Origin of the sequence: Variovorax sp. 679 (assembly GCF_003952185.1) — a bacterium.
Classification (GTDB): domain Bacteria; phylum Pseudomonadota; class Gammaproteobacteria; order Burkholderiales; family Burkholderiaceae_C; genus Variovorax.
Genome location: NZ_RXFS01000021.1, coordinates 53143 through 67404, shown reverse-complemented (window position 1 = coordinate 67404; position 14262 = coordinate 53143). Strand labels below are relative to the sequence as shown.

14 protein-coding genes are annotated in these 14262 nt (G+C 65.5%); 8 read left to right on the top strand and 6 right to left on the bottom strand.

From position 1 onward, the window contains the following. Positions 1-89: 89 nt before the first annotated feature. From EJO71_RS32845 to EJO71_RS32835, 3 genes are all read right to left on the bottom strand, one after another. Entirely contained in the window at positions 90-548 is a 459-nt protein-coding gene (locus tag EJO71_RS32845; protein WP_125952827.1) for a DUF192 domain-containing protein, read from the bottom strand. 98 nt (positions 549-646) lie between these two features. After that, positions 647-844 carry a hypothetical protein gene (locus tag EJO71_RS32840; protein ID WP_125952831.1) on the bottom strand — a complete coding sequence of 66 codons (198 nt, stop codon included), beginning with the start codon at positions 842-844 and terminating at the stop codon, positions 647-649. 153 nt (positions 845-997) lie between these two features. After that, positions 998-1336 carry a cell envelope biogenesis protein TolA gene (locus tag EJO71_RS32835; protein WP_125952826.1) on the bottom strand — a complete coding sequence of 113 codons (339 nt, stop codon included), beginning with the start codon at positions 1334-1336 and terminating at the stop codon, positions 998-1000. 219 nt (positions 1337-1555) lie between these two features. On the opposite strand from EJO71_RS32835, the gene icd reads away from it, so the two are divergent. The 7 genes from icd (at position 1556) to EJO71_RS32800 (ending at position 10050) form a co-directional block, all read left to right on the top strand. After that, the gene (icd, locus tag EJO71_RS32830; RefSeq protein WP_125952825.1) at positions 1556-2815 is read left to right on the top strand and encodes an NADP-dependent isocitrate dehydrogenase; all 1260 of its coding nucleotides are present in this window, start codon (positions 1556-1558) and stop codon (positions 2813-2815) included. A 248-nt stretch (positions 2816-3063) separates the two neighbouring features. Then, the gene (gene clpS, locus EJO71_RS32825) at positions 3064-3423 is read left to right on the top strand and encodes an ATP-dependent Clp protease adapter ClpS (protein WP_125952824.1); all 360 of its coding nucleotides are present in this window, start codon (positions 3064-3066) and stop codon (positions 3421-3423) included. Between the two features lie 67 nt (positions 3424-3490). Continuing rightward, positions 3491-5812: an ATP-dependent Clp protease ATP-binding subunit ClpA gene (clpA, locus tag EJO71_RS32820; RefSeq protein ID WP_125952823.1), complete on the top strand. Its 2322-nt coding sequence runs from the start codon at positions 3491-3493 to the stop codon at positions 5810-5812. 127 nt (positions 5813-5939) lie between these two features. Continuing rightward, the gene (cls, locus tag EJO71_RS32815) at positions 5940-7385 is read left to right on the top strand and encodes a cardiolipin synthase (RefSeq protein ID WP_125952822.1); all 1446 of its coding nucleotides are present in this window, start codon (positions 5940-5942) and stop codon (positions 7383-7385) included. Continuing rightward, a complete protein-coding gene (gene sbcB / locus EJO71_RS32810; protein ID WP_125952821.1) occupies positions 7386-8825 on the top strand; it encodes an exodeoxyribonuclease I in 1440 nt (479 codons plus the stop codon). A 13-nt stretch (positions 8826-8838) separates the two neighbouring features. After that, positions 8839-9573 (top strand): CatB-related O-acetyltransferase, encoded by a 735-nt coding sequence (locus EJO71_RS32805; protein WP_125952820.1) that lies wholly within the window; start codon positions 8839-8841, stop codon positions 9571-9573. 24 nt (positions 9574-9597) lie between these two features. Continuing rightward, positions 9598-10050, top strand: a complete 453-nt coding sequence (locus EJO71_RS32800) for a DUF3574 domain-containing protein (protein WP_125952819.1) — start codon at positions 9598-9600, stop codon at positions 10048-10050. A gap of 35 nt (positions 10051-10085) precedes the next feature. On the opposite strand, the gene EJO71_RS32795 is transcribed toward EJO71_RS32800, so the two are convergent. Beyond that, the gene (locus EJO71_RS32795; protein WP_125952818.1) at positions 10086-11063 is read right to left on the bottom strand and encodes a tripartite tricarboxylate transporter substrate-binding protein; all 978 of its coding nucleotides are present in this window, start codon (positions 11061-11063) and stop codon (positions 10086-10088) included. 69 nt (positions 11064-11132) lie between these two features. Between EJO71_RS32795 and EJO71_RS32790 the strand changes: the two genes are divergently transcribed. Further along, positions 11133-11990 (top strand): NAD-dependent protein deacetylase, encoded by an 858-nt coding sequence (locus tag EJO71_RS32790; protein WP_125952817.1) that lies wholly within the window; start codon positions 11133-11135, stop codon positions 11988-11990. On the opposite strand, the gene EJO71_RS32785 is transcribed toward EJO71_RS32790, so the two are convergent. Together EJO71_RS32785 and EJO71_RS32780 are read right to left on the bottom strand one after the other, a co-directional pair. Further along, on the bottom strand, positions 11987-12874 hold the full coding sequence (locus EJO71_RS32785; RefSeq protein ID WP_125952816.1) for an alpha/beta hydrolase: 888 nt from the start codon (positions 12872-12874) through the stop codon (positions 11987-11989). The two genes, EJO71_RS32790 and EJO71_RS32785, sit on opposite strands and share 4 nt — an antisense overlap. 74 nt (positions 12875-12948) lie before the next feature. Beyond that, positions 12949-14235: an amidohydrolase family protein gene (locus tag EJO71_RS32780; protein WP_125952815.1), complete on the bottom strand. Its 1287-nt coding sequence runs from the start codon at positions 14233-14235 to the stop codon at positions 12949-12951. Between the last annotated feature and the right edge of the window lie 27 nt (positions 14236-14262).

The window sequence follows — 14262 nt, the reverse complement described above, 5'->3', positions numbered from 1 at the left end:
TGCGAAGAACTTCGGCTGATTACAGGACTTCCCCCAGCAAAAAAGCCGACCCACGGGTCGGCTTTTTGTTGGCTGAAGGCAGCAGGCGCTCAGCGTTTGCCGGCTGCGAACAACTCGCCGCCGAGTTTGGCACCCTTCTTGATGTTCTTCTTGGCGAACCAGCCCTGGTTCATTTCAAGTACGTAGCGCACCGGTTCCAGGGAGCAATGCGAGTTCTCGGTCATGGGTTGCATGTCGACCAGGTTGACGATGCGGCCATCATCGGCAACGAAGGCGGCGGTCAACGGCAGGATCGTGTTGCGCATCCAGAAGCACTGCGTCGCAGGCTGTTCGAATACGAAGATCATGCCTTCGGCCTGCGGCATTTCCTTGCGGAACATCAGGCCGATCTCTCGTTGAAGGGGGGTTTGCGCGATCTGCGCGTCGATCTTGTACAGGCCAACCGACAACTGCGTGCGTGGCAGGTCGGTCTGGGGTTGCTGCTGGGCATGCGCGGGCATCATGAAAGATGCGGACATGAGGAGCAGGGCGGCGAGACGCTGGAGCATCGGACGACTCTTTCAGGGCGGGGCCAGGGCCCGGCCTGGATCAATCAATACAAACAAAAATGCCCGCTGATGCGGGCATTGCCGGTGAGCGTGAAAGCTTACACCTTCTTGGCAGCGGCCGTGTGGGCCTTGGCCACGTGACGAACCTTGTGCTTCTTGGCAGCGTGCTTCTTGGCGGAAGCGTGCTTTGCAGCCTTGGCGGCGGGCGCGGGAGCTGCCGTGGTGGGTTCAGCTTGTTGAGCGAAAGCACCGGCAGCGAAGAGACCGGCGACCAGGGCTGCGAGCAGCTTGTTCATGAAGATATCCTTTGAAATTCGTTGATCTGGATTGGCCTTCTTGCGGAAGGTAGACATTCAACGGCGGCCGATTCCTGCGGTTGACAGCCGAAAGCTGCATCTGGGCGAAAAAAAAGCGCTCTGACGAGCGCTCTTTTTTGTTGCTGGGCCGACTTACTTGGCGCCCGGCATGTCAGGCGTACCGCCTTGAGTCGACTTGCGCTTCACGCTGCCGTCCTTGTTGCGACGACGCTGGTCGCGGGTGCTTGCGCGCTTCTCGCCAGAGGCAGCAGCCTTGTCGGCACCGATGGCGCCGCCTTCGGGGGTCTTGGCTTCGTCGCCAGCCGGACCCTTGACCTGGCCAGCGGGCTTCGCAGCCTTCTTGGCTTCGGCACGTTGCTGCGACTTGCTGTTGGTGGCGTTGCCTTGCTCGGGCGTCGTACCGGCCGGGTTTTGGGCATAGGCGCCAGCGGCGAACAGGCCAGCGATCATGACTGCGAGAATTTTGCTCATTGATGATTCCTCTATCGAGAATTGGTTGGAAACGCCTCCCGGCGAGCAGAAGGTCAGCCACTAACGAGGCCATTGGCCCGTCGGTTGACAAACGCTTGCTGATGGGTTGCGTCTAAAATGTACAGCGATTTGTTCGCCGGCTGTACAGCGGAATACGCGTCGTGTCTGAATTCGCTGACAGTCGTCAAAAGTACGTCAATCCCGGAGCCATTCCCCCTCATGACCAGTTATCAGCACATCAAAGTCCCGACCGAAGGCCAGAAGATCACGGTCAATGCCGATAACTCGCTCAATGTGCCTGACCAACCGATCATCCCCTTCATCGAAGGCGACGGAACCGGTCTGGACATCACGCCGGTGATGCTGAAGGTGGTGGACGCTGCAGTGGCAAAGGCCTACGGCGGCAAGAAGAAGATCCACTGGATGGAGGTCTACGCCGGCGAGAAGTCGACCAAGGTCTACGGCCCCGACGTCTGGCTTCCCGAGGAAACCCTGCACGCCGTGCGCGACTATGTGGTTTCCATCAAGGGGCCGCTGACCACGCCCGTCGGCGGTGGCATCCGCTCGCTGAACGTCGCGCTGCGCCAGGAACTCGATCTCTACGTCTGCCTGCGCCCCATCCAGTATTTCGAAGGCGTTCCGAGCCCAGTGCGTGAGCCGCACAAGACCAACATGGTGATCTTCCGCGAGAACTCGGAAGACATCTATGCAGGCATCGAATTCGAGGCCGAGAGCGAAAAGGCGAAGAAGCTCATCAAGTTCCTGCAGGACGAGATGGGCGTCAAGAAGATCCGCTTCCCCAACACTTCAGGCATCGGCGTCAAGCCCGTGTCGAGGGAAGGTACCGAGCGGCTCGTGCGCAAGGCGCTGCAATACGCCATCGACAACGACAAGCCCAGCGTCACCCTGGTGCACAAGGGAAACATCATGAAGTTCACCGAAGGTGGCTTCCGTGATTGGGGCTACGGCCTCGCCGCCAAGGAGTTCGGTGCCGAGCTGATCGACGGCGGTCCGTGGATGAAGTTCAAGAACCCGAGGACGGGCAAGGAAATCACCGTCAAGGACAGCATCGCTGACGCGTTCCTGCAGCAGATCCTGCTGCGTCCCGCCGAGTACAGCGTGATCGCCACGCTCAATCTCAACGGCGATTACGTGTCCGACGCGCTGGCCGCGCAGGTGGGGGGTATCGGCATTGCCCCGGGCGCGAACCTGAGCGACACCGTCGCCATGTTCGAGGCCACGCACGGCACGGCGCCCAAGTACGCCGGCAAGGACTACGTGAACCCCGGCTCCGAGATCCTCTCGGCTGAAATGATGCTGCGCCACATGGGCTGGAAGGAAGCCGCCGACCTGATCATCAGCTCGATGGAAAAGTCGATCGCGAGCAAGAAGGTCACCTACGACTTCGCCCGCCTGATGGACGGCGCGACGCAGGTGAGCTGCTCGGGCTTCGGCCAGGTGATGATCGACAATATGTAGTCGCCGAGCGCTTCGGCGTCCCGCGGTACCGCGGCAAATCAAGAGGCCCTTGGACTTCCGGAAGGAATTCAAGGGTTTTTTATTGCTTCTCCGTTTGGCGCATGACTTCTTTTTTGCCTAAAACTCCTCGCTGGCGCAGCGCATCAAAATGCTGTCGCAACTGCCGCAATCCCCTTGAATTGTCGGATACGCGCCACCAAGTTTTTTTGCGTCGGCACGGCGCTTGCACGCTCTATAGAATCATTTTCATGGCAACGAGAATTCCAAAAACTCCCAGCACTCCGCCGGCCCGGAAGCCGGCCGGGGATGACGGAGATTCGGTCGTCCTGGAGCGGCGGCCGCAGAAAACCGCGCCGCCCCAGATGTACCAGGTGGTGATGCTGAACGACGACTACACGCCCATGGAGTTCGTGATCGTCGTGCTGCAGGAGTATTTCAGCAAGGATCGCGAAACCGCGACCCAGATCATGCTCAAGATCCACCTCGATGGCCGGGGCGTCTGTGGGGTTTATTCCCGCGACATGGCGGCCACCAAGGTCAACCAGGTCATGGAAGCCGCGCAGCAGGCCGGGCATCCGCTCCAATGCGTCAGCGAACCTGTTGCATGAACCAGTTGAATTGCGCAAGCTCCAACCCATCTGAGAACTTATTTACAGCAAGGCAAAAGGAAATCACATGATTGCCCAGGAACTGGAAGTCAGCTTGCACATGGCCTTTGTCGAGGCCCGGCAGCAACGCCACGAGTTCATCACCGTGGAACATCTGCTGCTCGCTTTGCTGGACAACCCGAGCGCCGCGGAAGTTCTGCGCGCCTGCTCGGCCAACGTCGACGACCTGCGGGCGTCGCTCACCAACTTCATCAAGGACAACACGCCCCAGGTGGCGGGTACCGACGATGTAGACACCCAGCCCACCCTGGGTTTCCAGCGCGTGATCCAGCGCGCCATCATGCATGTGCAGTCCACCGGCAACGGCAAGAAGGAAGTCACCGGCGCCAACGTGCTGGTCGCGATCTTCGGCGAGAAGGACTCGCACGCCGTGTACTACCTGCACCAGCAGGGCGTCACCCGCCTCGACGTGGTCAACTTCATCGCCCACGGCATCAAGAAGAGCGATCCGCCTGAAGCCGTCAAGGGCAGCGGCGAAGCTCCCTCGGGTGAGGGCGAGGAGGGTGGCGGCGAACGCAACGAGAAGGCTTCGCCGCTCGAGCAGTTCACGCAGAACCTCAACCAGATGGCCAAGGACGGCAAGATCGATCCGCTGATCGGCCGCGAGTACGAGGTCGAGCGCGTCATTCAGATCCTGTGCCGCCGGCGCAAGAACAACCCGCTGCTGGTCGGCGAGGCCGGCGTGGGCAAGACCGCCATCGCCGAGGGCCTCGCATGGCGCATCACGCAGGGCGACGTGCCGGAAATCCTGGCCGAGTCGAACGTGTTCTCGCTCGACATGGGCGCGCTGCTGGCCGGCACCAAGTACCGCGGTGATTTCGAACAGCGCCTGAAGGGCGTGCTCAAGTCGCTCAAGGACAAGCCGAACGCCATTCTCTTCATCGACGAAATCCACACCCTGATCGGTGCGGGCGCTGCCTCGGGCGGCACGCTCGACGCGTCGAACCTGCTCAAGCCGGCGCTCTCCAGCGGCCAGCTCAAGTGCATCGGCGCGACCACCTTCACGGAATATCGCGGCATCTTCGAAAAGGATGCGGCCCTGTCGCGTCGTTTCCAGAAGGTCGACGTGGTCGAGCCGTCGGTGCAGGAAACCGTCGACATCCTGAAGGGCCTGAAGTCGCGCTTCGAGGAACACCATGGCGTGAAGTACGCCGTGGCTGCCCTGCAGGCAGCGGCCGAGCTCAGCGCCAAGTACATCAATGACCGTCACCTGCCCGACAAGGCCATCGACGTCATCGACGAAGCCGGTGCCGCCCAGCGCATCCTGCCGCCGAGCAAGCGCAAGAAGACCATCAGCAAGACCGAAGTCGAGGAAATCGTCGCGAAGATCGCGCGCATTCCCCCGGCCAACGTCAGCAACGACGACCGCAGCAAGCTGCAGACCATCGAGCGCGACCTCAAGAGCGTGGTGTTCGGTCAGGACAAGGCACTCGAAGTGCTGGCCTCCGCGGTCAAGATGGCGCGCTCGGGCCTGGGCAAGGGCGACAAGCCGATCGGCTCGTTCCTGTTCTCCGGTCCCACGGGCGTCGGCAAGACCGAAGCGGCGAAGCAGCTGGCCTACATCATGGGCATCGAGCTGATCCGCTTCGACATGTCGGAGTACATGGAGCGTCACGCGGTGAGCCGCCTGATCGGCGCGCCTCCGGGCTACGTCGGTTTCGACCAGGGCGGCCTGCTGACCGAGGCCGTCACGAAGAAGCCGCACGCGGTGCTGCTGCTCGACGAAATCGAGAAGGCGCACCCGGACATCTTCAACGTGCTGCTGCAGGTCATGGACCATGGCACGCTGACGGACAACAACGGGCGCAAGGCCGACTTCCGCAACGTCATCATCATCATGACGACGAACGCGGGGGCCGAGACCATGAACAAGGCGACCATCGGCTTCACCAACCCGCGGCAGGCGGGCGACGAAATGGGCGACATCAAGCGCCTGTTCTCGCCCGAGTTCCGCAACCGGCTGGACGCCATCGTCAACTTCAAGGCGCTCGACGAACAGGTCATCCTGCGCGTGGTCGACAAGTTCCTGCTGCAGCTGGAAACCCAGCTCAGCGAGAAGAAGGTGGAAGTCACCTTCAGCGACAAGCTGCGCAAGCACCTGGCGAAGAAGGGCTTCGATCCGTTGATGGGCGCCCGTCCGATGCAGCGCCTGATCCAGGACACGATCCGTCGTGCACTGGCCGACGAACTGCTGTTCGGTCGCCTGACCGACGGCGGACGCCTCGAAGTCGACCTCGACGAAAAGGACGAAGTGCTGCTCGACATCCAGCCTCTCCCCAAGAAGGAAGGCAAGTCGAAGCCTGAAGCGGAAGAAGCCGCAGCAGGTTGAAGAAACCGGGCAATCCGTGGCCGATGAGGCTGCGGAACCGCCTCCAAAGGCCGGTAGCATCACGCTGCCGGCCTTTTTCTTTGGTCGGCGGCTATCGATCCCACTTCGCCTCAACCGTTCCGCAGCCTTGATCCTTCCCGAACTCAGCCACGAATGGAAAACCGGCCTCTCCCTCGCGTGGAGCGGCTACATCGCGGTGTTGTCTGTCTGGATCGTGATGCAGAAGCGCGCGCCGGTGTCGACGATGAGCTGGATCCTCTCGCTGGCGCTTCTGCCGTTCGCGGGCTTCGTCGTCTATTACTTCCTCGGGCCGCAGCGCCTGAAGAAGCAGCGGCTCAAGCGCCTGCGCAGCCGCGCCGGAGCCTCCGCACAGGCTGACGTGGCGCGACTGCGCGATGCGGCGCAGAACGCGCCGCCGGCGCTGCAACAGATGGCCAGGCTGGGCACAGCGACCTGCGGCCTGCCGGTGTCGAGCGCAGTCGACGTCGAACTGCTCTCGGGCGGCGCACGCACCTTCGATGCGATCTTCGAGGCGGTGCGCGCCGCGCAAAACCACATCCACCTCGAGTACTACATCTTCGAGCCCGACAGGATCGGCACCGCGCTGCGTGACCTGCTGATCGAGCGGGCGAAGCAGGGCGTCACCGTGCGTCTGCTGATCGACGCGCTGGGCTCCAAGCGCATCGGCCGCAAGTTCATGGCGCCGATGCTCGAAGCGGGCATCAAGGTGGCGCTGTTCCATGACACGAAGATCGGCCGCCGCCTGCGCCCGGTGACCAACTACCGCACCCACCGCAAGATCGTGGTGTGCGACGGCCGCGTCGGCTTCACGGGCGGCGTGAACATCACCGACGAGGAAGACAAGCGCACCAACCCCGACGCTTATCACGACGTGCACCTGCGAATCGAGGGCAGTGCGGTGCGCTGGCTGCAGACCACCTTCCTCGAGGACTGGGCCTACGCCACCGGCGAGAACCCGCGCGATCTGGACAATGCTTTGAACGCCATGCTGCCGCAGCTCGAGGCCGGCGACATTCCGGTGCAGATCGTCACCAGCGGCCCCGACAACGCGATGGAAGCCATCCACCGCATGCACGTCGAGGCCATCCACTCGGCCACGCACCGCGCCTGGCTCACCACGCCGTACTTCGTGCCCGGCGAGCCCGCGCTGATGGCGCTGACGAGCGCTGCGCTGCGTGGTGTCGACGTGCGCCTGCTGGTGCCGCGCCGCAGCGACTCGGCCATCGTGAGCGCCGCCGCGCGCTCGTACTTCGACGAGCTGATCGCCGCCGGCGTGAAGGTGTGGGAGTACAAGGCGCGCATGCTGCACTCCAAGACCTTGGTGGTCGACGACCATTGCGCGATGATCGGCACCGCCAATTTCGACAACCGCAGCTTCCGGCTCAACTTCGAGGTGTGCGCGGTGGTCTATGGTCCCGAACTGTCCCGGCCGCTGGCGGCGCAGTTCGAAACCGACCTGCACAGCTCCGGCGCGGTGCGCGCCAACCGGCGCCAGGGTTTCTGGCGCCGTCTCGGCGATGCGATTGCGCGCCTGTTTTCACCCTTGCTCTGAATGAACCACACCTTTCTCTGGCACGACTACGAAACCTTCGGCGCCGTGCCGCGCCGCGATCGTCCCTCGCAGTTCGCGGCCATCCGCACCGACGCCGAGCTCAACGAGGTCGGCGAGCCGCTGATGATCTATTGCAAGCCAGCGCCGGACTACCTGCCCAGCCCCGAGGCCTGCCTCATCACCGGCATCACGCCGCAGGTGTGCCTGGAGCGCGGCATTCCCGAGCATGAATTCGCCGCACACATCGAGCGCGCCTTCTCGCAGCCCGGCACCATCGGTGTCGGCTACAACACCATCCGCTTCGACGACGAGGTCACGCGTTTCCTGTTCTGGCGCAACCTCATCGACCCGTATGCGCGCGAATGGCAGAACGACTGCGGCCGCTGGGACCTGCTCGACGTGGTGCGCCTCACCTATGCGCTGCGTCCCGACGGCATCGAGTGGCCGAAGAAGGAAGACGGCAGGCCCAGCTTCAAGCTCGGAGACCTGGCGCGCGCCAACGGCCTGCTGCACGAGTCGGCGCACGATGCCTTGTCGGACGTGCGCGCGACCATCGCTTTGGCCCGCCTCATCCGCGACAAGCAGCCCAAGCTGTTCGACTTCGCATTCGGCCTGCACAAGAAGGACCGTGTCGCCAGCGAGCTCGGCCTGCCCGCGACGCGCGAGACCGCCAAGCCCTTCCTGCATGTCTCGGGCATGTTCCCGGTCGAGCGCGGCTGCCTGGCCGTGATGTGGCCGCTGGCGAGTCACCCCACCAACAAGAACGAGCTGTTGGCTTGGGACCTGGCGCATGACCCGAGCGAGCTGCGCGACATCGATGTCGAAACCCTGCGGCTGCGCCTGTTCACCCGCACGGCCGATCTGCCCGAAGGCGTGGTACGCCTGCCGGTCAAGGGTGTGCATCTCAACAAGTCACCGATGGTGGTCGGCAACCTGCGCACGCTCGCGCCGGCCATGGCCGAACGCTGGGGCGTCGACCTCGACACTGCCATGCGCCACGCCGCCATCGCGCGCGACCTGCCCGACATGAGCGCCATCTGGTCGCAGGTGTACGCCCGGCCGAAGGAGGCCACGCCCGACGTCGACGAAGACCTCTACGGCGGCTTCGTCGGCAATGCCGACCGCCGGCGCCTGAACCAGTTGCGCGGCCTCTCGCCCGAGGAACTGGCCAAGGACCGCACCGGCTTCGACGATGGCCGCCTCGACGAGATCCTGTTCCGCTACCGCGCGCGCAATTGGCCCGAGCTGCTGAGCGAGGACGAAACCGAGCGCTGGGAGTCCCTGCGCGTGGCCAGGCTCTTCAAGGGCGAGGGCGGGGCGCGCACCATCGAGATGCTGTTCAGCGAAGTCGACGCGCTCTCCGAAAACGCAGACGAGCGCGGGGAGGAAATCCTCGGCGCGCTCTACGAGTACGCCGAAGCCATCGCGCCCGAAGCCTGACCGACGCATTCCCATGAGCCTGACGATCAACGCCGAACTCTCGAAGGGCCTCGAAAGCTACGGGCTCTATTTGTCGGAGGGCTGCCTGCTGCCTATGCCGCTGCGCTTCGAGACGCCTGTGCGCGTCTGGCATTCGGCGCAGCTGCATGGCCGTTGCTCCGTGGGCGCGTATACGAGCATCTCGCCCGGCGCACTGCTCGTCGACGTGCGCATGGGGCGCTATTGCTCCATCGGCGATGGCGTGCAGACCCTGTCGGACCATCCCGCCGACTGGTTCACCACGAACATGCTGGCCTATGCGCCGAACTTCCCCGAACCCTACCGGCACCAGTCCGTCGGGCAGTTCCCGTCGCATTCGCCCGTGACGATCGGCAACGACGTGTGGATCGGCTCGCGGGTGAGTCTCAAGAGCGGCATCACCATCGGCGACGGGGCGGTGATCGGTGCGGGCGCGGTGGTGACTCGCGACGTGGCGCCCTTCACGGTCATGGGCGGCGTGCCGGCCCGGGTGATCCGCCAGCGCTTTCCCGACGCGCTCGTCGAACGCATCCGCGCCTGCCCCTGGTGGGACTGGGACCTGCGCACGCTGGCGCTTGACTGGCAGCAGCCCGAGGTGGCCCAGTCGGCATTGGAGGCGGCAGTTGCCGCGGGGAGCCTGTCGCGCTGGAATCCCGGCTGGCGCCTGCTCGATCGCGGCGAGCCACCCGCCGAGGGCCAGCCCGCGCCGCTGGTCTTTCTGCCCGGTTGACGACGACGCACGGAGGTATTTCGCATGAAGACAACAGCCATCCCGTCTCTTGCCCGCACCGCGTTGGCGGCTGCACTGGCGGCCGTGGCGCTGGCCGGATGCGGCTCGCTGCCGTCATCGGCCGCTGGTGGCGCGAAGGCCTGCGCGAGCGGCTTCGAAACCTACGAGCGCGACACGTTGTTCTTCGGCCGGGCCATTCCCACGGGCGGCCAAGTGTCGGACACGGAGTGGACGGCGTTCCTCGATGCCACCGTGACGCCGGCCTTTCCGCAGGGCCTGACGGTGATCGATGCCGCCGGCCAGTGGCGCGGCGTATCGGGCGATGTGGTGCGCGAACGCTCCAAGCTGGTCGTGCTGCTGCACCCGCGCAGCGAGAAGGACGATGCCGCCATCGCCACCATCGTCGGCACCTACCGCCAGCGCTTCGCGCAGGAGGCCGTGCTGCAGGAGAGGCAGGCCGTCTGTGTCCGCTTCTGAATACGCCGTGGCCGCGAGGTGAGGCTGGCTGCGGCCTACAGCTTGATCCCCGCCCCCTTGACTGTCGGCCCGAGCACATCGACCTGTTCTTTCACGAAGCCGTTGAACATGGCCACCGATTCCGGCTTGGCCACGATGCCCAGCTCGGTCAGCTTCTTCTGGATATCGGGCATGGCCAGCACTTCGTTGCACGCGGTGTTGAGCCGCGCCACCACGTCCGGCGGCAGCCTGGCAGGGCCCGAGAGGCCGAAGAAGTTCTCGAGCACCAGCTTCGGCTGACGCAGTTCGACCATCGTGGGCACCTCGGGCATCAGTGGCGAGCGTTGCGTGCCCGTCACCGCCAGCGGCACCAGTTGGCCGCTCTTGAAGAAGGGCACGTACGAGGTGATGACGTCGATGCCCACCGGAATCGTGTTGGCGATCAGGTCGGTGGCCATCGGCGCGCCGCCTCGGTAGGGCACATGCACCATGTTGATCCCGGTGATCTTCTTCAGCAGTTCGCCGTGGATGTGGCCGATGGACCCCGGTCCGCCCGAGCCGAAATCCACGTGGCCTTCCTTGCGCGCCATTGCTTCGAAGTCGGCGAATGTCTTGAGGCCGGAGGGCTTGCTCGCCATGACCACCAGCGGCGCCGCGCCGAGGCAGGCGACGTGCGTGAAGCCCGCTACCGGGTCGTAGGGCAGCTTGTCGAGCGTGAACGGCCCGAGCGCGATCGGCGTGGTGTTCGACAGCATCAGCGTGTAGCCATCGGCCGGCGACGAGCTCACCAGCGCTCCGCCGATGGTGCCGCCCGCGCCGGGCTTGTTGTCGACCACCACGGGCTGCCCCAGCTTTTTCGCGAGCTGCTCCGCCATCACGCGCGCCAGCACGTCGCTGGAACCGCCGGGCGGGAAGGTCACGATGATCTTGATGGCCCGGTCGGGCCACTGGGCGAAGGCGGGCAGGGCGGCCGAGGCGATGCCCGCGGCAAGAATCTGCAGCGCATCGCGCCGCGTGTGGCGAAAGTTGATCATCGCGTTCTCCGCTGACGGACAAGAGCCAGGTCTTTAGCAGGAATCGGGCCGTCGACTTATGCTCGCCGCATGTCCGTCAACCCCGCTGCATACGCCGAGCTCGCCGACTTCGCTACACGCCACCGCAAGCTCTTCGTGCTCACGGGCGCTGGGTGCAGCACCGATTCGGGCATCCCCGATTACCGCGATGTCGACGGCGAATGGAAGCGCCCGTCGCCAGTCACCTACCAGGCCTTCATGGGCGAGGAATCTACGCGCCGTCGCTACTGGGCACGCAGCCTGATCGGCTGGCCGACCATGGCCGGTGCCCGTCCGGGCGCGGCGCACAGCGCTCTGGCGCGGCTCGGAGAAGCAGGCCGCGTGGGCATGCTGCTGACGCAGAACGTCGACGGCTTGCATGATGCGGCCGGCAGCCGGGGCGCCATCGATCTGCACGGGCGCATCGACACCGTGCGCTGCATGGGCTGCGAGCGGCGCACGCCGCGTGCCGAACTGCAGGTCGAACTTCGGCGGCGAAACCCGCGCTGGGCCGAGTTGGAAGCCCGCGCCGCGCCCGACGGCGATGCCGACCTCGAGGGCCGCGATTTCTCCACCTTCGACGTGCCCGCCTGCCCGCACTGCGGCGGCCTGCTCAAGCCCGACGTGGTGTTCTTCGGCGAAAGCGTGCCGAAGGAGCGCGTGACCGCCGCTTTCGCTGCGCTGGAAGAGGCCGATGCGGTGCTCGTGGCCGGTTCGTCGCTGATGGTGTATTCGGGCTTTCGCTTCGTCCAGGCGGCTGCCGCGGCCGGCAAGCCGGTGGCAGCGGTGAACCTGGGCCGCACCCGGGCCGATGCGCTGCTTTCGCTGAAGGTCGAACGCCCGGTGGGCGAGGCGTTGTCCGAACTCGTGCGCCAGCTGGCGCCGCAGCCGCAGCCCGACGCCGCCTAGCCCCGGCCCGGTGCGCCGCGCAAGGGCAGGGAGCGGATGAACGCATCCACCGTCGCCGTGTAGGCGCCGGGAAGCCCCAGCTCGGCGTTGATCTGCGCATGCGACAGGTCTTCCGGTGCCACTTCCGCACGGCCACCGGCGGCGGCGATCCGCGCAGCGAACTCCCGGGCCTGAGTGCAAGAGCCGTCGCGGCGCTGGGTGGAGCACACCAGCAGCATCGGCGGCGCGCCGCGCGCGAGCGTGCCGGTGGGAGACACGGTGCGCCAGTAGGCAGGATCGCTGCCGAAGACGCGGTCGTAGAAGGGCATGTGGCGACGTTGCATCAGCGCCGCCGTGTCCAGCGCGGCGCTGTCGAGCGCCACTGCGCCCAGCCATGGGCGAGCGCCTTGCTGCCGCGCGATATCGGGCGAGGCGCTGAGCAGCGCGACGAGGTGCGCGCCAGCCGAATGGCCCATGAGCACGAAGCGGCCCGCATCGCCGCCCCACGATGGCGCGCTGGCCTGTGCGGTGGCTACGGCGCGCGCCACGTCCTGCGCCTGCTGCATCACGTCGACCTGCGGCACGAAGCGGTAGCCCACCGAAACGAGGATGAAGCCCTGGTCGCGCACCCAGTGCGCGACTTTCTGGTTCACCACCGAGGCGGCTTCCTTGTTGCCGAACATCCAGGCCCCGCCGTGGACCAGCACGAGCACCGGGGCATCCTTTGCGTTCGGCGGCAGGTAGACGTCCATGCGCTGCCGCGCGTCGGGGCCGTAGGGCTGGTTGGCCAGCAATTGCACGCCAGCGGGTGCCGTGGTCGCCTCGGCGGGCTGCTGGGCCATGATGGCCGGCGAGAAGGCCAGCATGAGCAGCGATACCGCGCAGATTCGTGCAAGACGTTTCATGAGAGGGCTCCCGATGAACCGATGAGATCCGGGATTCTCGCGCGGCAGCCCTTTCAGCAGGCTGACCGCTTCGCTCAGCCTGCGTGTTTCGGCGCCATCCAGCTCGTCGATGCACCCCTGCCCGCGAGGCGCAGGCTCGCCGTGGCAGCGGGTGTCTCGGCCAGCAACTGCCCTTTGCGGAACACCTTGAGCCGCGCGGCACGCAGCCTGATCGCCTCGACCGGATCGCGCGCCTGCAGCAGCACGAAGCTCGCGTCGCAGCCGGCTTCCAGGCCGTAGTTCTCCAGGTGCATCACGCGCGCGGCGTTCGTCGTCACTGCCTCGAAGCACTGGCGGATGCCGGCCTGGCTGGTCATCTGCGCCACGTGCAGGCCCATGTGCGCCACCTCGAGCATGTCGCCCGAGCCCATGCCGTACCAGGGGTCCATCACGCAGTCGTGCCCGAAGGCCACGTTCACGCCGGCGGCCATCAGCTCGGGCACGCGTGTCATGCCGCGGCGCTTGGGGTAGGTGTCGTGACGGCCCTGCAGCGTGATGTTGATGAGCGGGTTGGACACCACCGACACGCCGCTCTGCGCGATCAGCGGCAGCAGCTTGCTCACGTAGTAGTTGTCCATCGAGTGCATCGAGGTGCAGTGCGAGCCCGTCACGCGGCCCTGCAGCCCGAGGCGATGGGCCTCGAAGGCCAGTGTCTCGATGTGGCGCGAGAGCGGGTCGTCCGACTCGTCGCAGTGCATGTCGACCAGCTTGCCCCGCTGGGCCGCGATCTCGCACAGCAGCTTCACGCTCGCCGCGCCGTCGGCCATGGTGCGTTCGAAATGCGGGATGCCGCCGACCACGTCCACGCCCTTGTCGAGGGCGCGTTCCAGGTTGTCGACGCCGCCGGGGGAGCGCAGCACGCCGTCCTGCGGGAAGGCGACCAGCTGCAGATCGAGGTAGGGCGCCACCTTGCGCTTGACCTCCAGCAGCGCGTCGACCGCGAGCAGGCTCGGGTCGCTGGTGTCGACGTGGGAGCGCACGGCCAGCAACCCCTTGGCCACGGCCCAGTCGCAATAAGCCAGCGCGCGCTCGATGAGCGCATCGGCCGTCAGCAGCGGCTTCAGCTCACCCCACAGCGCGATGCCTTCGAGCAGCGTGCCGCTCTCGTTGATACGCGGCAGGCCGTAGCTCAGCGTGGCGTCCATGTGGAAATGCGGATCGACGAAGTGAGGAGAGAGCAGCAAACCCTGCGCGTCGAGCTTCTCGTGCGCCGGGGCATCGAGGCCTTCCGTGACTTCGGCGATGCAGCCATCCTGCACGGCGATCGACATGCCGGTACGGCCGTCGGGGAGGGTGGCGTTGGTGATGAGGAGGTCGAGCATCGTGGGGGTCTTCCTTGTTCGGTCGGG